Source organism: Bradyrhizobium sp. USDA 4474 (genome assembly GCF_054057515.1).
Window position 1 is genome coordinate 5,303,504 of record NZ_JBSRZJ010000002.1, and the last position, 21,639, is coordinate 5,325,142.

Annotated in this window: 17 protein-coding genes and 1 pseudogene; 9 read left to right on the top strand and 9 right to left on the bottom strand. The window is 60.4% G+C overall.

Annotated features, from left to right (window positions below; translation table 11 throughout):
* Positions 1 to 64 precede the first annotated feature (64 nt).
* The gene (locus ACVW16_RS26535) at positions 65 to 1,477 is read left to right on the top strand and encodes a mannose-1-phosphate guanylyltransferase/mannose-6-phosphate isomerase (protein WP_456802515.1); all 1,413 of its coding nucleotides are present in this window, start codon (positions 65 to 67) and stop codon (positions 1,475 to 1,477) included.
* 548 nt (positions 1,478 to 2,025) lie between these two features.
* Here ACVW16_RS26535 and ACVW16_RS26540 read toward each other — a convergent pair.
* A complete protein-coding gene (locus ACVW16_RS26540) occupies positions 2,026 to 3,276 on the bottom strand; it encodes an NAD(P)-binding domain-containing protein (RefSeq protein WP_456802516.1) in 1,251 nt (416 codons plus the stop codon).
* Complete coding sequence (locus tag ACVW16_RS26545; protein ID WP_456802517.1) at positions 3,273 to 4,589, bottom strand: ATP-grasp domain-containing protein; 1,317 nt, start codon at positions 4,587 to 4,589, stop codon at positions 3,273 to 3,275. The genes ACVW16_RS26540 and ACVW16_RS26545 overlap by 4 nt, the downstream gene beginning before the upstream one ends.
* Positions 4,590 to 4,841: 252 nt before the next feature.
* Between ACVW16_RS26545 and ACVW16_RS26550 the strand changes: the two are divergent.
* Positions 4,842 to 5,196 (top strand): annotated as a pseudogene (locus ACVW16_RS26550) (UDP binding domain-containing protein); the annotation flags it as partial.
* Positions 5,197 to 5,477: 281 nt separating this feature from the next.
* Here the strand turns inward: ACVW16_RS26550 and ACVW16_RS26555 are convergent.
* The 4 genes from ACVW16_RS26555 to ACVW16_RS26570 all read right to left on the bottom strand — a co-directional run bounded on the left by ACVW16_RS26555 (position 5,478) and on the right by ACVW16_RS26570 (position 8,395).
* A complete protein-coding gene (locus ACVW16_RS26555; RefSeq protein WP_456802518.1) occupies positions 5,478 to 5,990 on the bottom strand; it encodes a hypothetical protein in 513 nt (170 codons plus the stop codon).
* Positions 5,977 to 6,843, bottom strand: a complete 867-nt coding sequence (locus tag ACVW16_RS26560) for a helix-turn-helix transcriptional regulator (RefSeq protein ID WP_456802519.1) — start codon at positions 6,841 to 6,843, stop codon at positions 5,977 to 5,979. Before ACVW16_RS26560 ends, ACVW16_RS26555 begins: the two co-directional genes overlap by 14 nt.
* Positions 6,756 to 7,589 (bottom strand): DUF968 domain-containing protein, encoded by an 834-nt coding sequence (locus tag ACVW16_RS26565; protein WP_456802520.1) that lies wholly within the window; start codon positions 7,587 to 7,589, stop codon positions 6,756 to 6,758. Before ACVW16_RS26565 ends, ACVW16_RS26560 begins: the two co-directional genes overlap by 88 nt.
* 95 nt (positions 7,590 to 7,684) lie before the next feature.
* A complete protein-coding gene (locus ACVW16_RS26570; RefSeq protein WP_456802521.1) occupies positions 7,685 to 8,395 on the bottom strand; it encodes a YqaJ viral recombinase family protein in 711 nt (236 codons plus the stop codon).
* A 1,389-nt stretch (positions 8,396 to 9,784) separates the two neighbouring features.
* Here ACVW16_RS26570 and ACVW16_RS26575 point away from each other — a divergent pair.
* From ACVW16_RS26575 to ACVW16_RS26585, 3 genes are all read left to right on the top strand, one after another.
* On the top strand, positions 9,785 to 10,657 hold the full coding sequence (locus ACVW16_RS26575) for a hypothetical protein (RefSeq protein ID WP_456802522.1): 873 nt from the start codon (positions 9,785 to 9,787) through the stop codon (positions 10,655 to 10,657).
* Complete coding sequence (locus tag ACVW16_RS26580) at positions 10,647 to 11,063, top strand: hypothetical protein (protein ID WP_456802523.1); 417 nt, start codon at positions 10,647 to 10,649, stop codon at positions 11,061 to 11,063. Before ACVW16_RS26575 ends, ACVW16_RS26580 begins: the two co-directional genes overlap by 11 nt.
* 128 nt (positions 11,064 to 11,191) lie before the next feature.
* A complete protein-coding gene (locus ACVW16_RS26585) occupies positions 11,192 to 12,076 on the top strand; it encodes an aldose 1-epimerase family protein (RefSeq protein WP_456737805.1) in 885 nt (294 codons plus the stop codon).
* Between the two features lie 69 nt (positions 12,077 to 12,145).
* Here the strand turns inward: ACVW16_RS26585 and ACVW16_RS26590 are convergent, their stop codons facing one another.
* The gene (locus tag ACVW16_RS26590) at positions 12,146 to 13,300 is read right to left on the bottom strand and encodes an acyltransferase family protein (protein ID WP_456701973.1); all 1,155 of its coding nucleotides are present in this window, start codon (positions 13,298 to 13,300) and stop codon (positions 12,146 to 12,148) included.
* Between the two features lie 355 nt (positions 13,301 to 13,655).
* Entirely contained in the window at positions 13,656 to 14,375 is a 720-nt protein-coding gene (locus ACVW16_RS26595) for a transglycosylase SLT domain-containing protein (RefSeq protein WP_456738453.1), read from the bottom strand.
* Positions 14,376 to 14,729: 354 nt separating this feature from the next.
* Between ACVW16_RS26595 and pgm the strand changes: the two genes are divergently transcribed.
* From pgm to ACVW16_RS26615, 4 genes are all read left to right on the top strand, one after another.
* Positions 14,730 to 16,376, top strand: coding sequence for a phosphoglucomutase (alpha-D-glucose-1,6-bisphosphate-dependent) (gene pgm / locus ACVW16_RS26600; protein WP_456737807.1), 1,647 nt, complete (start codon positions 14,730 to 14,732; stop codon positions 16,374 to 16,376).
* 209 nt (positions 16,377 to 16,585) lie between these two features.
* The gene (locus ACVW16_RS26605; protein WP_456802524.1) at positions 16,586 to 17,635 is read left to right on the top strand and encodes an aromatic ring-hydroxylating dioxygenase subunit alpha; all 1,050 of its coding nucleotides are present in this window, start codon (positions 16,586 to 16,588) and stop codon (positions 17,633 to 17,635) included.
* 3 nt (positions 17,636 to 17,638) lie between these two features.
* Positions 17,639 to 18,385, top strand: coding sequence for a GntR family transcriptional regulator (locus ACVW16_RS26610; protein WP_456701976.1), 747 nt, complete (start codon positions 17,639 to 17,641; stop codon positions 18,383 to 18,385).
* A 7-nt stretch (positions 18,386 to 18,392) separates the two neighbouring features.
* Positions 18,393 to 19,373, top strand: a complete 981-nt coding sequence (locus ACVW16_RS26615; protein WP_456701977.1) for a PDR/VanB family oxidoreductase — start codon at positions 18,393 to 18,395, stop codon at positions 19,371 to 19,373.
* Positions 19,374 to 19,533: 160 nt separating this feature from the next.
* On the opposite strand, the gene ACVW16_RS26620 is transcribed toward ACVW16_RS26615, so the two are convergent.
* The gene (locus ACVW16_RS26620; RefSeq protein ID WP_456737809.1) at positions 19,534 to 21,495 is read right to left on the bottom strand and encodes a putative bifunctional diguanylate cyclase/phosphodiesterase; all 1,962 of its coding nucleotides are present in this window, start codon (positions 21,493 to 21,495) and stop codon (positions 19,534 to 19,536) included.
* Between the last annotated feature and the right edge of the window lie 144 nt (positions 21,496 to 21,639).

The following is a 21,639-nucleotide window of genomic DNA, read 5'->3' on the forward strand; positions in this document are numbered from 1 at the left end:
CTTCGACTTTGGAGAGCCACCTGTTACAGCAGCATGCTTTGCAATTTTGACTGTCGAGTTGACTATGGAAATGCCCACTATTCCCTTGATCATGTGCGGCGGCGCGGGGACGCGATTGTGGCCTGCTTCGCGCGAGGTGCGGCCGAAGCAGTTCCTGCCGTTGTTAGGCGCGCGCTCGACCTTCCAGGACACGTTGTTGCGCGTCTCGGATAGGGCGCTGTTCGAACGTCCGATCGTTATCACCAACGCGTCCTACCGTTTCATGGTATTGGAGCAGCTCGCCGAGATCGGCATCGAGGCTGATGTGTTGCTGGAGCCCATACGACGTGATTCCGGGCCAGCGATTGCAGCCGGCGCAGCTTTTGCGCAGAGCCGTGACAGCAAGGCGATCGTGCTTGCGCTAGCCGCCGATCACGTCGTGCGGGACAATGCCGCCTTCGTCGCGGCCTGCCGCGAAGGCCTCGCGACCGCGTGCAAGGGACGCATCGTCACCTTCGGCGTCAAGCCGGAGCGGCCGGCGACCGAATACGGCTATATCAGCCCGGGCGAGGTGATATCAGGCGACGTTCACGCCGTGGCGCGCTTCGTCGAAAAACCGGATGCGGTGAAGGCCGCGGACTACGTCAATTCGGGCTATCTCTGGAACAGCGGCAACTTCATGTTCCCGGCTGCCCTGCTGCTCGACGAATATCGTAAGGTTGACGCAGCGAGTGTACAGGCGGTCTCCGAGGCCGTTGCAAAGGCCGGCCACGATCTCGGCTTTGTCACGCTGGAGACGAAGGCGTTCGCTTCGGCCAAGGCGATCTCGATCGACTACGCGGTCATGGAAAAGACTTCGCACGCGGCTGTCGTGCCGGTGTCCTGCGGCTGGTCCGATGTCGGCTCCTGGCGCGCGGTGTGGGAATTGTCCGACAAGGACGCGCAAGGCAATGCGGCGCGCGGCGCCGCCGTGTTCGAGAATTCGCGCAACTGCAACGTCACGACCGATCACGCGCTGGTCGCGCTCGAAGGCGTCGACGATCTCGTCGTGGTCGCGACCGCGGATGCGGTTCTGGTCTCGCGCCAGCAGGATGCCGACGGCCTGAAGCGTCTCGTGACCAAGCTGAAGGCGGTCGCGCCCAAGGTCACCGAGGAGCATCTGAAGGTGCATCGCCCCTGGGGCAGCTACCAGTCGGTCGACAATGGCGAGCGCCACCAGGTCAAGCGCATCGTGGTGAAACCCGGCGGGCGATTGTCGCTGCAGAAGCACCACCACCGTGCCGAGCACTGGATCGTGGTCCGAGGTGCTGCGCGTGTCACCGTGAACGAGATCGTGAAGACCGTGCACGAGAACGAATCCATCTACATCCCGATGGGCGCGGTGCACCGGATGGAAAACCCTGGCAAGATCATGCTGGAACTGATCGAGGTCCAGACCGGAAGCTATCTCGGGGAAGACGATATCATCCGGATTGAAGACGACTACCTTCGCTCTTGAGGGCTGCTCGCAGGCCAATTTGGGGCGGATAGATCGTATGGGGACTGCATCGTTGAAGCAGCAAGGTCAAATTGGCTTCACTGCGGAATTTCCAGGATGACGAACTTGATAGTCGGAGGTGCCGCCCCTTGTTAGTCGATGGCAGCGCAAGCGAAATGGCCAGCGCAAGCGAAGTTTGACATTTTGCGCGGTCCAACCAACGTCTGGCAGACAACAAGCCAAGGGCAAATAAGAGCAGCGTTTTCTTTCGCCTCCTGCAAATCAGTTTCGATCGAATGTAATTGATCGCGCAACCCCGCTGGCCGCGATCTCGGTGAGAAATAGTGAAATAACTATTTCTCACATTGCGATCAAAGTTGACGGAACTGGGGAGCAATGAGCGGAAACAAGTGATTCTTCGGGGCCATTTATGCCGCAGGTGAACTTCGCTGCGGTTATGCCCAATCATCTGAAATCACGTCGAAATTGTTTGATCAAGGCTGCCGCTTTGATGGCAGCATGAGCAGATCCACCCACCCACATCACCCATCCGATGCGGCTGTTGGAGATCAATCGGAGTGGGTTGCGCGCGCCGAGCGCCAGTAACCCCATTGTTGTCCTGCTGGTAGGCCAGCCGGCGGCGACAGCCGGCGTGAAACAACTCGCGCGGTGTACTCGGCCCCTATCACGAAGCGAAAGAGGGGCCCAAAGCTCATCGCGGACGAGGGGCCAACAAAGTGAAGTCCCGGTACCGACGCTTCGAAGCCGGAGTTCAGTTGTGGCGCCCGCCCAATCCGTTCGATCGCACCTCGCAGACTCCGAGAAATGAACGTCAGACGTCCGACGTCGATGTCGTAGCCGCTACCGGCGATGACATGGTCAACCATCAGCCGACGGTCACCTGCATCACTTGCAAAGCGCAGCTCCAGCGCCAAACGCCCGGACACTTCGTTCGCATTCACGACAGTTACGCCAAGGTGGATCGGCAACCGGGTTTCAACACGGTGGCGGAGCCACCACGCCCCTTCCGCTGGCAGGTGGCTCTTAACGAAGCGCGTTCGCCATTCGGCGGGAACCCGATGCATCGCGCCCGGAAATTGGGTAAGCGCCTTGGCCTTTAGCCCGCGGCCCAGTCCTGAGATGGGCCAGCGAAGGCTTTCCCAGCGGCTAGGTTCGAGTGAGGCGCGATCATGCCACCGAACCGAGCTTTCCCGTACGAGAAGTTGCGGCCGAGCGCCAGCTTCGCACAACAAGGCAGCCGCTTCGAGAGCCGATTGACCTGCTCCAATCACCGCGACATCGCGCCCTGCGAACGCCGCGAAGCTGGTGACCCCAGAGGTATGGAGTGCAAGATCCGTTGGCAGATTTGCCAGTATGGGCGGGACATAGGCGAAGCCTGACAACCCCGTTGCAATGACGACCCGATCTGCGACGAAACGTTCTCCATCTGCGAGAAAGATAGCAAATCCGTCATCCTGCCGATCAACATGCTTTACCTCGACGGGCTCGACCCACGGCACATTGTGTTCCTGGAACCATCGGCCGTACTCAGTGAAATTCGCCATCGAGCACGGCTCGAAAGTCTCCAGACCGCGGGGTTCGTTGTAATCAGCGAACGAATAGCCCGGCCTCGGAGTGGATAGATTGGTTCCAAAACAGAAGGATTTCAGGTAGCGCTCGCCGCCGGCGTTGGCGATATCTGACCAAAATCGCATCGGCTGTCCGAAAATGCGATTTTCTATCTTACGCTCCGAAAGATGGGCGGCGAGCGAAAGTCCATATGGACCGGCTCCGATGATCGCGACGGCGACCCGGCTCATGGGGATTCCTGCATGACTGCCTGTTGCGTCCAAGCGGAGTCTGCCCTCGACAAGCCTATGAAACGCGGCAAAGCTTTGAAACCCAGATGAATCTGCGAGAGCGAATGGATTATGGCAGGAATCGGATCGCTGCCGTCTGCGGCGCAATCAACGCTATCGGCTGCGTTCATCCTGAGCCAGGCACGCCAATACGCGCGATCCTCACGCGACATTCGGCTTGTAATAGCTTGAGCAAAAAGGAAGGCGCGCAGGGCAAATCGATCGCAAAAGACAACTCGCTCATCGTCCCCAAACTGCGCTTTTACGACTGCTTCGCGCAAGGATGTGGTATCGCCAACGGCGTCGAGACACGCAAGCAACGGAAGGGGCATACCTCGGCGTATGTCCATCCCGATTTGATTAAACAGGCGCGGGTTAAAGTCGATAATCGCCCAACGGTTATCGAACAAAACAAACTCGACCTCGAAAATTCCAAAGTATTCCAACTCGCGACAAAGGCGGCGAACTGCATCTGAGAGCGCCGGGACCGGTGCCAGCGATTCAAAGCAAAGTCCAATTCCCATGGGCTGAGATCGCTGCAACACTTTGGTTGCGCAACGGGTAACAAACAGCTCTCCTGTCTTATCGATGAACCCTGTCACCGAATGCACGCCTTCACGACCTACTCGGATAAATTGCTGCAGAATGGGCAAGTGAGCATCAGGCAAAGACGGGCTGCCCGCCGCCCTGACCCGCTCGCGATCAACAAACAGTTGATATTTGCTCAACAACTCGCTGCTCGAGTAGGCCACTATTCCCTTATCGCTCCTTAGGCGGTGAACATGAGTGCGCGGCTTGATGAGGATAGGATAGGGTAAGTTTGGTGCTAACTTCGCGACATCATCGAAGTTTCGCGGATCCCAACTCGGCAGCACCGTGAGGCCGGCGTTGATTGCAGCTTCCGCAAGAAGCGTCTTTTCAAGAATCCGCCGCAGGGTCGCGATCGAGGGCTGATGCAGATGAAAATTCCGAGCCAGAAGCACAGCGTTTTCAGTATATATCCAGGCAGTTTCGTCCGACGTTGGTAACAATATCTGACCTGGATCGGCCGCACCAATCGCAACAAGCCGTTCAAGAAACGACTGGCCCTTACTTTCAGGTGGTGCGGAATAGACCCGTGCCGTGTGACGCGACCATGCCGCTGCGTCGAGGCGCCGGCTTGATAGGACTCTGACGTCGATATTGTTTTTCATGAGATGACGGACAGCAGCGATCGTTCCGCCAAACGAAGCAGACGCGAGAAGAACAGAACGTTTTTGGTTCAAAATGCGCAAAATTTTTACTTGAACTAGATTGGGCCACCATGACGCGTCTAAAAAAGTCCAGGGGCTCGAGGCGAGGCAATGCTACGATTGCGCTCCTGTCAGCGTCTATTCGAGTTCGAAATTAACGTAAACGTTCAACGTAATGGGAGGCAATAGGCCCAATGCGGAGTCCAGTGGGCAATCAATTGTCGATCATCCGCCACCTTTGTAGTTTCTTGCGCCGCCCGACGTGAGGTCAATAGAGATATTGTTGTTCGGCTACGAAAAGACGATGACGCCGCTGCAAAGATGTTGCGCGGCAAGACCATTGCGGTGCTCGGCCTCACTTTCAAGCCGCACGACATGCGCGACGCGCCGTCGATCCCGCTCGTCACCGGCCTTCTCGGTAAAGGCGTTCGATCCCGTCATGATGGAACAGCCCAAGGGTGAACTCCCGAACACATTGCGATGCACTGGTCGTGGTTACTGCATGGGCTCAGCTCCGCGCGCTTGATCTCGACCGGTTGAAGAGCACCATACGTTGTGGTCGCCGACCTCCGCGATATTATCGTCCCGAAGAGATGACTGCTTCCGGCTCACTTACGAGAGCATCGGGCGAGCGTCCCAGGCTCGATGATGCCGCACTGGCTCATGCCAATGAGCGCGGCGCCGTTGCAGCAGAGCGCCCAGCAACTACGAGAAGGCCCTGCTCGCGACCGGGCTGAGCATTCCAGATCAGGTACACATGGAGCAATCTTGCATAGTCCTGAGAGAAGTCGACGGTCCTGTTAAGGTATACCGGTTCAGGTTATTTCTGCTAGGGTTTGTCATGGCTCAACCGGCTCGGCATCCGGCAGAGCCAAAAAATGTCGAGCGGTGCGCGAGTGCGGATGTTTCGTTCGAGCATCTTTCTAAATTCTATAGCCGCACTGTTGGCTTGCCTCGCTTCCGTTTCCGCTTTTCCGGTCCTGCGCTCGCCCTCTCGATGAGCTTGATCCCTTCTTCGATAGCAAGCGTCGAATATTTTCCGCCGAAATGCTCACGTTCCTTCAGCACTTGATGCGCTGCTCGGCGAAGTGCTCCATTAACGACTTTTTCCAGGCCAAGCTCGTACTCAAACTGTCGGTACTTCGCCTCCCATTCTTCCTGCTGAACCTGTACTTCTGGAAGACTGAGCACTTGCTTCTCGTCCTCTAGTGCAAGGAAAGATCCACTCAAAGACTCGAGCTTCCTCTGCGCGTTGAGCAACCTGAAAACGATTGGCATGATGGGTGCGGCCGATCCACTTCCAGCTATCGTCCTCAACACTGCTGCAGCAAGATCGGCCAAGTGACTCATCGCTTGCTGTTTTGTACGAAGAATTTCGATGACGCTATCGGCATTTTCGCTCACGAGGCTGAGTGTGGTCGGCTTTTTTTCATCGTTTGTCATGAAGCGTTCCCTGCTGAATTCTCATAAGATTTGTGTTTAGCGATTTTCGCTGGCTGGCACTATCGTTCATGGCTGTCCATCTATTCGAAGGAGGCTCGTTTTCCTCTAACTGAGATGGCGTTGGGAGAGGGTATTTCGCGAGTTCGAATCCCAAAATTTCGCAAACCCATGCGATCCTCACGTCGTTGATCATGTCGAGGTATGGCGAATGAAGGTGGTATAAGTCGATCGTCGAGGCTCGCCGGATGTGTCTCCACCAAGTTGTGCCATCCACGAGATGCACTACGAAATTTTCGCGGTTGCCTTGTTGGGCTAGAAGTTCCTTGGACAAGGCGAGTTGCGCGTCTTTTCGGAAGACCAAATACCAACCACGCATTTTGCCGATATTGATGACAAGCGCGACACAGCCTTGAGGGAGATGCGCTCCGCCAGCGACACACCGGTCAGTTTCTCTAAACTGGACTTCGTCGTTGGCCGCGATCTCGCCCACTACCGGGATGGCCCTAGTCGCCCAAGCGTAGGCATCGGACGCGTAGCTGAAGCCTATTAGTTCGTAGGGTACGCTAAGGATACGACCAATTTTCCTGGCGCGATCGGCGTCGAGCCATGTGTCGCATTGCTCCAACTTACGAATGGTTTCTCCTGACACTCCGAGTTTATGTCCCAGTTCTGCTCTTGTTAGGCCAGCCCGATTGCGAAAGTATCGGATTGAGTTTCGAGGCGGTGTATTTAGGAGCCGGCTTCGCTCCTTCCGTAAAACACGATTCATTTTCTTTGAGCCTTCACACTGGAGGCCGTTTCGGGGAAGGACGACGTTTCTCCTGCGTCCGAATAGGCTGGGCTTGTAGCCCATAGCTCTTTTGCAATCTGCAAGGGTTCTAGTTGCAGGTTGGTCCACCATGCCCGCTCGTTCCCGTGGCGATGTAGAGCCTGATGGTGAGATCGACAGAGTGGAACGGTGAATTCATCGCTGACTTTCTTTCCCAACGTGCTTGGCTGGGCAAACTTCAAGTGATGGGCATCAACTGGCGATCTTTGACAAACAAGACAGCCCTGTCCGCGGATGAAGGCGAGATGAGCCTTGCTTCTCTTTCGCGGGGTCTCTTTGGGAAAGGCAAGAACTGGATCGTCGTCGCAAGCGCGGTTTGGATCGTGGGGCTTCTCGCTGGTAGCCCCCTCCTCAAGAGTGGCGTTCTGAGGCTTTGTCGGATCGAGAAAACGCGGCGACTCTGCGCTCACGTCCGACAGACTTGTCGCGTCATCCTCGACGAAGAAGGCGACCAAGGTGAGGAGCGCGTAGTGACGAGCACCAGTGAGTATCGATGCTAACTGGTGCGACGTCTTCACATCCACGATGACGGGTAGGTCAGAGGAGATCCATTCTCCAGAAACGTGTGCGAGCAGGGTCCTGAGGTACATTTGGCCCGTCACTTGCTCGGTCCGGGTCGCCTGAATGACGGCAATCTCCTGCCGAGCGAGTGTTCTCCGCACGATGTCAAAGCCGGCGGACAGTGACGGCTGTGCCAGGTTCAACAGTTCAGCCTGAGCGCGGGCGATGGCGGCCGCGATGGTATCGATGTGTTCACTGGACTGATGCATGATGGTCTTGCTTTGGCTGAGTTTGAAGTTGGGCTTCCGCGATGGGGAATGTGTGAGTCTGGCGCGCTGACATCCCACCCGATTTCCCGGTGCAATCATCTTCGTGCCCGCTGTGAGTTCTGCAGCTCGCTGGGTGCATCGCGGGCCTTGAGATGTGAGGCGGGAAAGTTCGTCGAGTGTCCGGAGACGGACATGTCTATGACCTTGATCGAGCTTGGCCTTGGCCGAGGGGCTTCAATTCCGAAAAGAGCGGGCGGCTCGCCTGTCTGAACGCAGCGGACGAATTTCTTCTCAGCAGTCAGGAGAAGATGCTGGTAGAGCGGATCGGCAGGTACGGTCATTTCGATCCATTTTCCGTCGCCGGTGATTATCGACAGAAGGGCCGACCGTGCAGCCATGACCCACAGGGAATGTTGCAGCTGCGCCATGTGTAGGTTCGCAACTTCCGGCTCGGAGAAGTGCCCGGATGGCAAAAAGCACGCGGCGAAGACAGCCCCCGTATCCCGGACGAGGCCATGAAGGTCCGCTCTCATCCACTTGTGGATCGGATGTAGGACCGGCCGTCGGAGATCTTGGACTTTGTGGCCGCTCGCACGCTCATACAGCCTGCGATTGAGATGCTCAGTGATCCTGCCGAGTTGGACAATCAAATCATTGCTGAGGTCCAGCGGGAGGGCCTCTCCGCGCTTTTCACGCCAGAGTCTGATTAGCTTGTCTTGATCGTCTCCCATAATCACCAGAGCGTCGGATCCGCTAATGAAGGTGCGGCTATCAGCGTGCAACTTTTTGCGGACTCGCGTATCCATCTCGATCTCCACATCAGGAGCCGCCGCTAAAAACATATCACATGGTGTAAAATAACCCATATGGAAAATAACGTCAAGGGTTCTCGGCGACCACTTATTGCTGCCCAAATTCGCGCAGCTCGCGCTCTTCTGAGGTGGAGCGCAGAAGAATTGGCACGGGCTTCTGCGCTAGGGGCAAATACCGTTCGAAGAGCAGAGGTGATGGAGGGGGCAACGGCCCTGACGGCTGCCAACGATCGCGCTATAAGGAAGGCGCTCGAGGAGGGTGGCGTAGAGTTTATCGACGAAAATGGTGGTGGCGCCGGAGTCCGATTGCGGAAGCCGGCTCTCTAGAGCGTCGCTTGTATTCTGGCTATCAATGCTCGTCGCCATCGCCGGTCTTAGCCCTAGTGCTGCAGACCACAGTCCCAAATACTGAATCTAGATCAGGATCAGTTTCTGTCTTCGTGTTTTTGAGGGCGGTGGCCCTGATGACGAGCTTGATTCAGTCTTCAATCGCTAGCGTCGAATACTTTCCGCCGAAATGCTCGCGTTCTTTGAGCACGCGGTGCGCGGCTCGGCGAAGTGCTCCATCTTCCATGCCTGCCTCATACTCGAATTGTCGGTACTGCCAATCCTCTTCGGCTCGACGTCGCTCTAATTCGGGAAGACGGAGCGCTCGCTTCTCATCGTCAGGTGTAAGGAAAGGTCTGTTCAATGACTCGAGCTTCCGCTGCGTGTTGAGCAACCTGAAAACGATGGCATGATAGGTGCAGCCGATCCCCTTCCAGCTATCGTTTGCAGCACCGCTGCAGCAAGATCAGCCAAGTGGCTCATTGCTTGCTGTCTCGCATGAAGGGCTCCCAGCGTTAAACCGTGCCCCGGAGGAAGTGCTCAGTTCGAGGGAAGAACTCGCGAAGGTCGCTTGTGGGGAGTGGTGATTTTGAGACGCCGACGGGGCACACGCAATGCGCGGCATGCCTTTGTTCCTTCCTGGGTGAGGAGGGAAGCACGGGTAGCATATGCTGGATGTTCGAGATTTTCGCCGACAATGCCGATCGGTGATTGGAAATTCGGCGGGTGGTTTGAACCAGCGCGCCCGACAGGACATAGTGAGCTTGGCTTGGTGTGGTTGTCGCACCAGATGCCTAGAGAAACGAAGCATCCTGGATCAGCGAGGGTGTCGAATGCATTGACCTCGTCCATAGTATTGACTCAATGCAGCGCACTGCAGTCACTCGTTGAAATAGCAGAACACGCAGCGGCCAAACGGAGGATCTGTGTTTCAAACCATTGGCTGAATCGTTTGTTAATCGAAATTAGCGCGGAAATTTAAATTAGCGCACCACCGCTTCGGATATACGCGAATCATTGTATCGTTTGATTCGAGGGCTGCGTGTTGGAGTAGCAATGAGAGTACCAGTCGAAGCGCAGAATAAGGCTGCGCACGTTTTGGCCGCCAAGATCCCAGATCAATTTATTGGACTGTTCCTCGAGCCAGATCTGCTCGAGGGCGAAGATCCCAAGCTTTATTGGAACATGGTGTCCGCGGTAATCGATGAGCACCGGCCTCAGGGTTTCTTAGATTGGAGTGAGCTCATCGACCTTGTCACAACACTCTGGGGAGAGCGTGTTTTGCGGCGCGCTACCAACGCCATTATTCGAGGAGGCAAGCGGCTTGCAGTAGAGCAGTTCTTGACCGACATCCGTGTGGGTGAAGATGGATTGCCGTCGACGGCAAACAGGCCCGATCGCAGGGCGAACAAATATTTCAGCGCGAACAAGAAAGAGAGAGATGAAGTCCGATCGCAGCTTGCGAAGTATGGGGTCGGGGAAGCAGAGGTGCTCGCCCGGTCAGCGCAGAATAACGGCGATGTCATCTGTATGTTTGAAAGGATGATTTCATCACGCGAACGCAGCCGTCGAAAACTGCAAAAGGAAATGAGGCGGCGCCGGTCTTACCAAGAGGTGCAGTCGGAACCATATGCCGGTGCAAATGCGCACCGTCAGCGGCCGCGAGGGTCTTGCCAAGAGGTGGCAGTACCAGAGAACGTGGGTCTTGAAGCTCGTGATCGCGGTCAAGTCGTGGCATCCAGAGAGCTCACAGCGACGACGAGCGAGGAAGTCCATCTTTATCACATGAGCAAGTCCCGGTCTTGCCAAGAGGTGAAAACGGAAGCGGATCGGGATGAACACCAGCACAATCTGGAGCGGTTGGGGTCTTGCCAAGAGGTGAAAGCAAAAATGGGAGGTGAGGCACGAGCCCGTCATCATGGCAACTGAAAAGCAGATCAAGGCGAACCGGGAGAATGCAAAGCGGAGCACGGGTCCGAAGACCTTGGTCGGACGTCTGAAGTCGAGCCGCAATGCCTTGCGCCATGGTCTCGCTATCCCTGTAACTGCGGATACCTTGTCGCCTCCGTCTAGGATAGTCGAGCTTCTGGCGCCCGAAGGCGCCAGCCAGCTACAGAAGCTGGCGGTAGTCGAACTAGCGCAAGCCCACATCCTGTTGAAGCGCGTGGCAGCTGTTCGCAAAGGGTTACTGATCGAGCTAGAGTTTCAATCTCCCTCTCATAAACAGATGCGGCGCTTGGCAGCATTGGAGCGCTACGAGCGTCGAGCCCACCGGCAACGCCGTCGAGCGGCCGATCTACTTCAGCGCGCGGAAACAGTGGGATTATGCAGGTGAAGAACCGAGCGAAAAGTTGGCAGAACGAACCCAATTCGACCAAGCCTATAGGCCGTTCTGCCACTGGTGGGTTGCTTGATCCAATCGGTTGTCGGATATGAGTTCGAAAGGTCTGGAGATCTGTCACCATGACCGATGATACGCACACCATCCGCAGTGGCGGCCTCTGCGCCACCATCAAGGCGCAAGGCGCCGAGATGTGCTCGCTGAGGCACGATGACGGCACTGAATTCGTCTGGCAGGCAGGTCCGGCCTGGCCGCGTCACGCGCCCCTGCTGTTTCCGATCGTCGGGCGTCTCGCCAATGACGAGTTGCGGCACCGGGGCAAGACGTACCGGCTCACCCAGCACGGTTTTGCGCGCGACAACCGTTTCGTCTGGGCGGAGCGCGGCGACAGCCGCTGCGTGCTGGTGCTCGAGGACAGCGAGGCGACGCGCGCGCTCTATCCGTTCGCATTCCGCCTGACGGCAACCTATGCGCTCGACGACACGGGTCTCGATCTCACGCTCACGGTCACCAATACAGGCAAGGAGACATTGCCGGCATCGGTCGGTGGTCATCCCGCGTTCAACTGGCCGCTTCAGGCAGGCGTGACGAAGGAGAGTTATGCGCTCACCTTCGCTCAGGCGGAGCCGTCGCCTATCCGTCGTGTCGAGGGTGGGTTGATGCGCGTAGCCGCGGAGCCGAGCCCTGTCCAAGGCACGGTGTTGCCCTTGTCCGAATCTCTGTTCGTCGATGATGCCGTGATTTTCGATCAGATCAACAGCACTGCGGTCCGCTACGCTTCCGGGGATGGCGGCGGGCCCTGGCTCACAATGTCCTGGCGCGGTTTTCGCGAGCTCGGCGTTTGGTCAAAAACGTCAGGCGCGCCGTTCCTCTGCATTGAGCCCTGGCGCGGTTATGCGAGCCCCATCGGCTTCGAGGGCGAATTCGTCGACAAGCCCGGCCTGATGCACATCGTACCAGGGGCCGAAGAGCAGTTGTTGTTCCGGATCGAGGTCGGAGTGGCCTGAGCATCACATCGTTGAGGTCGCCGATGTGATCGAAATGGCGCGCGGCAAGCCGCACCGGGCCGTAAGCGCTCAGCGCATGCCTGCCGCGGGACCCGCGATGATCGGTTGAAGGGTGGAGCGGCTCGATCCCGCGGACGTCAGGCGGCGCGCGAGATCCTGCGCGCGCCGTTCGATCAGATGCCAGGTGGCGCGCGCGACGAGATAGCTCGAAGCGGTGGTGGTGACATAGACGAGCAGCAGCGATGCCAATCCATCGGCGAACGGCCAGACCCGATGCAGGCCGTAGATCACCGCGAAATGCGACAGGTACATCGAATAGGAGTTGCGGCCGAGCGCCTCGAGCGGCGCGAAACGGAGTGCAAGACGAATGCACCAGAACACGAGCGCGCCGATCACGAGGTTGATCAGGAGATAGTTGAACTCGTGTGCCCCGCTTGCGCGGTTGGCGACAAAGGAAAGCGCGATGGAGCCGGCGAGGATCGCGGCGTCCGAATTGGTGAAGCCGTCGCGCAGCGCGAAGAACAGCGCACAGCCGACCAGGAAGACCGGCAGCTGGTTCAGGAAGCTGATGTGCAGCGTGGTCCAGACGAAGGATTCCTGGCCGGGCCCGTAATAGGCCAGGAACTGCTCGAACGCCCATGTCTTGAACAAACCGACATTGACCAGGTGCAGCACGATCGCGAGCAGGAGATAGAGGTTGCGACGCGATCCGAATGCCGTGATCACGAGCGGGAAGACGAGATAGAAGGTCATTTCGGCGGCAATCGACCAGTCGCCCGGCACGACGCTGTTGACGCTGTCCGGCCAGAAGCCGTGCAGGAATGTCGCGGTCAGGATCACCTGGAGCGGTCCGATGCCATCAGGCGCGTTGTAGCTCGGCCCGGTGCCGTTGATGAAAAGATAGACCGGGATCGCGAGCCAGAACAGCGGCGCAATGCGCAGGAAGCGGCGGATATAGAATTTGCGCGTCGCATCTGCCTCGGTGCGTTGTGTCCACATCAGGCACATCGTGATGGCGCTGACGAAGTAGAATATGTTGACGCCGGTCCAACCGTACAGGAGGGCGTCGTCGAGCGCGTGGATATGCGACGGAAAGGATTGCGAAACGTGGATCGCGATCACCGCGGCGATGGCGATGCCGCGCAGGACGTCGAGCGTGTGCGAACGGCCGAACGACGCCGCGCCTGTATCGGTTCGACCGGCCAACCAGGCCTGCCCCTGCATCACGCTTGCTCCGTGGTCTTGCGCGTCTGTCGCGCTTGCGAGCTGAAAGCATAGAGGCGGTGCCGGCCGAACCGAAGCGGAAGCCTCTTCTTGCGTTAACCATCGGTTGAATCCGGATTCGGACGAGCGGGATTGGTAGTGCCGGCGAGCCGCCGAAGCTGATCTCGCCAACGGTCGATGCGCCCAGTGAGAAGAGTGAGACAATTCATAGTTAACACTGCATGACCGTGGTCTACACTGCTTGGGCGACACAACACGGCAGGGCAGCGCATCACGCGGCGACTCGAATTATCGAGCCCGGCCGCAGGCACACAGGACAACCCCGCCGGTGCCGCGGCTCCGCAGTGAACGACTGTCAACGCGAGGCCGCCTGTTTCCACCTTGCTTCGATGCGGGCCTTGATGCGGCTGATCCTGATCTCATGCGCGGCCCAGTATGCGCGGCTCGCGGCCGCCGTGCCTCGGCGGAAGTGGGCATAGACGTCCTCGGGCCTCGCCATCTCGGGCTGCGTCTGCGGTCTTTCAGTTCGTGCTGGTTTCCTCGCATGCACCGCCACCGCTGTTTCCGGCGTGGTCGCCGATGCCGGCGTTGCTGCAACCTGGCTGACCTCGGCCGCCGACCTCGTGGCGTGAAGCCGGTTGAGGGCGCGATTGCAATAGACCTGGGACGAAGGGGTCATCTCCTCGTCGTCGTGGCCCGAGCGATATTTCACCAACGCGCGACAGAGGTCGCCGCCGGCCAGACGCCATGCGCGGCTGAGATAAAGCACGCCGTAATGAATGTTGAGGTCGGGTTCTGCGAGCTCGCCGGCATTTCCCTTGAACCCGAACCTCGCGGCGGTCTCGAGCCGCAGCTGCATCAGGCCGAGCTCGCCGGCGCTGCCGACCACGGCCGAGTTGTAGCCGCTTTCGACGAAGACGACGGCCTCGGCAACGTCGGCCGGCAGATTGGTCCGCGCCGTCTCGCGTTCGATGATCTTTCGGATCTCGATTCTCGATGTCGTTGTTTCGGCCGCGCCCAGGTCGGCATCCCCGGCCTGGGCACAGGTTGATGCCGACAGCAGCACGGCCGTCACGACGTGCTTCCACGTCGCGTTGAGACCTGCTTGTTTCGGACCCCGCCGCATGGAGCCCGTCGTACGGCATTGGCGTTAACATCCGATGTGCCGCCGGGGCCGTCCGCCGGTCCGGACGCCGTCATAGAACCGGCGCGCCGGATCGGGGCCGAAATAGGAATCATTGCTGGACTAGACGCACAGCGCCAAGGGATAGCGGCTGGTCCCCGCGGGGCGAGCCAGAGACGCCTCCAGTCCTGCGGCCCGGCCTCCGGCATCGGGAACGGCCACCGATCATACCTGTTGTGGTTTGGCGCCAGCCCGGCCGATGCTATGGTGGACCGCAATCTCCGATGACAGGACGAGGATATTTCAGTGGCTGATGTTCATCCCGCGGCGGGCAAGCCGGCTTCGCCGAACGCGCTCGCCAACATTCCGCGGCTCGTGACGGCCTATTTCGCCGGCAATCCGGACGCGGCAGACCCGGCGCAGCGGGTGGCGTTCGGCACTTCGGGCCATCGCGGCACCTCGCTCAAGAACAGTTTCAACGAGGGGCACATCCTCGCGACGACGCAGGCGATCTGCGACTACCGGCAGGAAAAGGGGCTGACCGGTCCGCTCTTCATCGGCATCGACACCCATGCGCTGGCCGAACCGGCGCTCGTGAGTGCCGTGGAGGTGTTCGCGGCGAACGGCGTCGAGCTGATGATCGACAGGGATCACGGCTACACGCCGACGCCTGTCATCTCGCACGCGATCCTGACCTACAACAAGGGTCGCGCCAGCGGTCTCGCCGACGGCGTCGTCGTCACGCCCTCGCACAATCCGCCTGAGGATGGCGGCTACAAATACAATCCGCCGCATGGCGGCCCGGCCGACACCGATGTCACAGGTGTCGTCGAGAAGCGCGCCAACGCCTATCTCGCCGATGGGTTGAAAGGCGTGAAGCGCATGGACTATGCCAAGGCCCTGAAATCCTCGACCGTCCATGCCTACGACTACATGACCCCCTACGTCGCCGATCTCGGCAACGTCGTCGACCTCGAGCTCGTCAAATCTGCCGGCATCGCTGTCGGCATCGATCCGCTCGGCGGCGCGGCCGTGCATTACTGGCATCCGATCATCGAGCGCTATGGCCTCAAGGCCACCGTGGTCAACGAGGCGATCGACGCGACCTTCCGCTTCATGACGGTCGACTGGGACGGCAAGATCCGCATGGACTGCTCCTCGCCTTACGCGATGGCGAGCCTGATCGCGATGCGCGACCGTTTCGACGTCGCCTTTGCCAACGATACCGACGCCGACCGTCACGGCATCGTCACCCGCACCGGCGGGTTGATGAACCCGAACCATTATCTGGCGACCGCGATCTCCTATCTGTTCGCGCACCGGCCGAACTGGCGCAAGGACGCGGCAATCGGCAAGACCGTGGTATCGAGCTCGATCATCGACCGCGTCGCCAAGAAGCTCGGCCGCAAGCTGGTCGAGACGCCGGTCGGCTTCAAATGGTTCGTCGACGGCCTCGTCACGGGGAGCTTCGGCTTCGGCGGCGAGGAGAGTGCAGGGGCCTCGTTCCTGCGCCGCGACGGCACGGTGTGGACCACCGACAAGGATGGCATCATCCTCGGCCTGCTGGCGGCCGAGATCATGGCGAAGACCGGCCGCGATCCGAGCCAGCTCTTTAATGATCTCACCGCCGAGTTCGGCGTCCCGCATTACGCGCGCATCGATGTTGCCGCGACCGGCCCACAGAAGAATATCCTGAAATCCGTCACGCCCGAGCAACTCGGCCTGAAGGATCTCGCCGGCGACCCCGTTCGCGCAACGCTGAGCAAGGCGCCGGGCAACGGCCAGCCGTTCGGCGGCATCAAGGTCGAGACCGATTTCGGCTGGTTCGCGGCGCGGCCGTCGGGCACCGAGGATGTGTACAAGATCTACGCCGAGAGTTTCCGCAGCACCGAGCATCTGAAGCGGATTCAGGAAGAAGCCCAGGCCGGGCTCGCGAAGGTGTTCGGGGGGTAACTGCCGGGGCGGAGCCCAAGACGCCCCTTCGAGAGAGCATTTGCCGCTTCTCCGCTGTCATCACCCGCTTTCGCGGGGAACGACAGCGATCCCTATTCTGTATACAACTTGCTATGATTAGGTATTATGGTAGGCAAAATAAGCCTTGAACGAATTTCTTCCTCCGCTATTGTATACACAACGCATACAACAGCCTTGGGAGATCGCCCATGACGAAACCCTTCCCCATGAACGCCTGGTACGCCGCCGCGTGGGATGCCGAGGTGAAGCCGGCGCTGTTGCCCCGGACGATCTGCGGCAAGCATGTCGTGATGTATCGGAAGGCCGATGGCTCGGTGACTGCGCTGGAGGATGCCTGCTGGCATCGCCTGGTGCCGTTGTCGAAGGGCCGGCTCGAAGGCGACACCGTCGTCTGCGGCTATCACGGCCTGAAATACAATGCGCAGGGGCGCTGCACCTTCATGCCCTCGCAGGAGACCATCAACCCGTCGGCCTGCGTCCGCGCCTATCCCGTGGTCGAGCGTCACCGCCACATCTGGCTCTGGATGGGCGATCCTGCGTTGGCTGATCCCGCGCTGGTGCCCGACATGCACTGGAATCACGATCCAGCCTGGGCCGGCGACGGCAAGACCAACCGCGTGAACTGCGACTACCGTCTCGTGCTCGACAATCTCATGGACCTCACCCACGAGACCTTCGTGCACGGCTCCTCGATTGGAAACGACGCCGTGGCCGAAGCGCCGTTCGACGTCACCCATGGCGAGAAGACGGTCACCGTGACGCGCTGGATGCGCGGCATCGAGGCGCCGCCGTTCTGGGCCAAGCAGCTCGGCAAGCCTGGTCTGGTCGACCGCTGGCAGATCATCCGTTTCGAGGCGCCCTGTACCATCGCCATCGACGTCGGCGTCGCGCCGGCAGGTACCGGCGCGCCCGAGGGCGACCGCTCGCAGGGCGTCAACGGCTTCGTGCTGAACACCATCACGCCCGAGACAGAGAAGACCTGCCATTATTTCTGGGCCTTCGTCCGCAATTACCGGCTCGGCGAACAACGCCTCACCACCGAGCTCCGCGAAGGCGTCTCCAGCATCTTCCGCGAGGACGAGCTGATCCTCGAGGCGCAGCAGCGCGCCATGGACGAGAACCCGGATCGCATCTTCTACAATCTCAACATCGATGCCGGCGCGATGTGGATGCGCAAGCTGATCGACAAGATGGTGGCGAAGGAAAACGGACCGCAGCATCTGCAGGCCGCGGAGTAGGGCATGGCCGAGGTCGACCGCTCCGTCTCGCAGACCGTGAAGGCGCAGCTCGCGCTGCGCGACCAGATATTGTCCGGATCGTTGCGGCCGGGCGAGCGCATCTCCGAGCTCCAGGCGGTGGAGACCACGGGTGCCTCGCGCACCCCGGTGCGCATGGCGTTGGTGCGGCTGGAGGAGGAGGGGCTGCTGGAGGCGATCCCCTCCGGCGGCTTCATGGTGAAGGCGTTCTCCGAACGCGACATCTCCGATTCCATCGAGCTCCGCGGCACGCTGGAGGGCCTCGCCGCACGCTTCGCCGCCGAGCGCGGCGTCACCGCGCGCGAGCTGGAGCCCTTGAAGGAATGCCATCTCGCAATCGATGATCTCCTGCGTCAGGTCCCGATCTCGATCGAGGCCTTCTCGGCCTATGTCACGCTGAACGCGCGCTTCCACGCGCTGCTGACCGAGCTCTCGCGCAGTCCGCCGCTGATCCGGCAGATCGACCGCGCCTCCGCGCTGCCGTTTGCCTCGCCCTCCGGCTTCGTGATGGCCCAGTCGGCGCTGCCGGAGGCGCAGCAGATCTTGATCATCGGGCAGGAACACCACCGCGTCGTGATCGATGCGATCGAGAACCGTGAGGGTGCGCGGGCCGAAGCGATCATGCGCGAGCACGCCCGGCTTGCGGTGCGCAATCTCCGCCTCGCACTGCGCAATCGCACCCATCTCGACCTCTTGCCGGCGCTCGCACTGATCAAGACCACAACCGATTGAGGGCACCATGCGCTTCATCGAAACCTGGATTCCCGCAACGCTGGTCTCGACGCGCGATCTGTCGCCCGGCATCCGCGAATTCCTGATCAGGCCCGACCAGTTTGATGGCGCCGCCTATCCGGTCGGCAGCCACATCAATGTCAGCGTCACCATCCACGGCCAGCCGGAGACGCGGTCCTATTCACTGGTCGGTGAAGCGAGCCCGCAAGGCTACAGGATCGCGGTGCGCCGCGCCGAGGATTCCCGTGGCGGCTCGCGCTACATGTGGCAGCTGGCGCCGGGCGCGCGGCTCGACATCACGCGGCCGGCGTCGCTCGTCGCGGTCGACTGGGAGCGCGAAAACTATTGCCTGATCGCCGGCGGCATCGGCATCACCCCGATCCTCGGCGCTGCGCAGGCGCTGGCGCGCCGTGGATCGAAGGTCGCGCTGCACTATGCCGTGCGCGGGCGTGCGGATGGCGCCTATCTCGATGACCTCGCAAGCCTGCTGGGTGATCGGCTGGTCGTCCATGCCAGCGACGAAGGCAAGCGGCTCGATCTCGAGGCGCTGTTCGCCTCGCTGCCGAAGGGCACGCTTGCGCTGTTCTGCGGCCCGATGCGCATGCTCGATGCCGCCCGCCACGCCTGGATCGGCGCCGGCCATCCGCTGTCAGATCTGCGCTACGAGACCTTCGGCTCCAGCGGCTCGCTGCCGACCGAGGCCTTTCGCGTGCGCCTGAAGGACACCGATGTGGAGCTCGAGATTCCGCGCGAGCGTTCGATGCTCGACGTGCTCAACGCCAGCGGCTTTGAGGTGATATCCGACTGCAAGCGCGGCGAATGCGGCCTCTGCGCCATCGACGTCGTCGCCGTCGACGGCGAGATCGACCATCGCGACGTCTTCTTCAGCGATCACCAGAAGCAAAGCAACGCGAAGATCTGCGCCTGCGTCTCGCGGGCGAGGGGCACGATCACGGTGGATACGCTGCTGCGGGCCGATGTGGTGTGAGACGGAGCGCGATGTCTTGAAACCAAATGGATTCAGCTAGCAGCGACGCTCTCCTCGGTTCAGACCAGATGGACAACCTCTTGAGAGACCACACCTAGCCCTCCCCCACAAGGGGGGAGGGAACGCACCTTCGTCCGAGATGGACTCGTCCCATCATTACCTACGCCGCGAAAATCGCCCGGAGCTTCCTCGCGGCAAGCAGCGCCTGCACGGCATCGGCCGACACCGGCCGGCCGATCAGATAGCCCTGCACCTCGTCGCAAGCAAACTGCCTGAGATAGTCGAGCTGGTCAGCGGTCTCGACGCCCTCCGCGACCACGCCGATGTTGAGGTCGCGCGCCAGCGAGATCACCGACTTGACGATCGCCGCGCAGTCCGGCTGCACCAGCATGTCGCGGATGAAGGACTGGTCGATCTTGATGCGGCTGAACGGCAGCTTGCGCAAATAGGTCAGCGAGGAGAAGCCGGTGCCGAAATCATCCAGCGCCACCGTGGCGCCGAGCTCCAGCAGCGCGTTCAGGACCGAGGCGACCGAGCCGTATTTCGACAGCAGCATCGATTCCGTGATCTCGATCTCGAGCCTGTCAGGCGCGACCCTGGCATCTGCCAGTGCCAGAACGATGGTCTGGAGAATGCCGGTGTTGTGAAACTGCGCCGCCGAGAAGTTGACGGCAACGCGGATGTCTTCCGGCCAGTCTGCAAGCGTCGCGCAGGCGCGCCTGATCACCCATTCGCCGATTTCGTGGATCAGCCCGGTTTCTTCCGCGATCGGGATGAACTCGCTCGGCGGCACCAGGCCGCGCGTGGGATGCTGCCAGCGCAATAGCGCCTCGAAACCGGTGATGCGGTTCTTGCCGAGATCGAGGAACGGCTGGAACACCAGAAACAGCTCGTCGCGCGCGACGGCGCCGGCGAGGTCCGCCTGCAACGCCTTGCGGTCGCGCGAGACCTTGTCGTCGGCCTCCTCGAAGAAGCAGATGGTGCCGGGGCCCGCCTTCTTGGCGCGATAGAGCGCGGCGTCGGCATTCTTCATGATGTCGAGCGGCGTGTTGCCGTCGCGCGGTGCCAGCACGATGCCGACGCTGGTTGCACCTGATATCTCGCAGCCCTCGATCGGGAACGGTTCGTTGAAGGCCGCGACGAAGCGCTCGGCGATCTCGAGCGCATCCTCGGGCCGCGTCATGTTGGCCATCACCAGCGCGAACTCGTCGCCGCCGATCCGCGCGACATGCTCGGCCGCGCGCGTGCAGCGTTGCAGGCGATTTGCGACCTGGACCAGGAATTCGTCGCCGGCGGGATGTCCGAAGCGGTCGTTGACCTCCTTGAAGCGGTCGAGGTCGAGCAGCAGCACCGCAAATTCCTCGCCTGACAGCGCGAGCCGCTTCAAGGCGGCATCGAGCGTCTCGTTGAAGGCGACGCGGTTGGACAGTTGCGTCAGCGGGTCCTGCCGCACCGTGCGCTCGGCCTCGATCTGCCGCATCACGCGCCGGGCGAAGGTGAACGAATTGACGAAAACGCCGCGCAGCAGCACGCTGCCATAGACCACGACGAGGAAGGCGATCAGCAGGAAGGCGAGGTCGCCGTTTCGGCTGAGGCAAGTGGCGATGCCGACGAAGATGGGCGCGGTGAACGCGATGGCCGCGATCGGGATGGTGGCAAAGGCGAGCGCGCCGCCGGCCAGCATGCCTGCGCACAGGCACGTAATGACGAGCTGGCCGCCGCTGGACGCATCCGCGAAGAAGGCGGCGGGCACCATGCCCCAGGCGATGCCAAGCACCAAGGCGTTGCGCACCAGCCGATGGATGGCGCGGCGGGAGACGAATTGCGGTTTTGTGATCCTGCGGGAAGCATGCGACTGCACGCCGAACGCGACCGCGGCGCCCGCGACGATGACGGCCCAGACCAACACGAAGGTCCGGTCGGGCGACGGCCACAGCGCAATCGCGAGTACGATGGCATTGCAGGCGTTGGCCAGCATGATTCCGCGCGAATAGCCCAGCACCAGCGACATCTGTTCGGCGCGGATATGCCCGGCAACGGTTTCGTCGGTTGCGGGACCGCCGAAGGCTGACAGATCGCCGGCAAACAGCCGCGCCACATAATTGGTGAGGTGAGTCCGCATTCCAGGGCCTGCAGCAAGGGCCGTTTGTCCGGCTCGGTCCCGAGAGTTCTCCGCAAACCTTTGACGAAATGTGAATTATCCCCGCTTGCCACGGGCTCCGTGACCACTTCGGTGTGTTCGGGTCATCGTATCGATAACAAATCG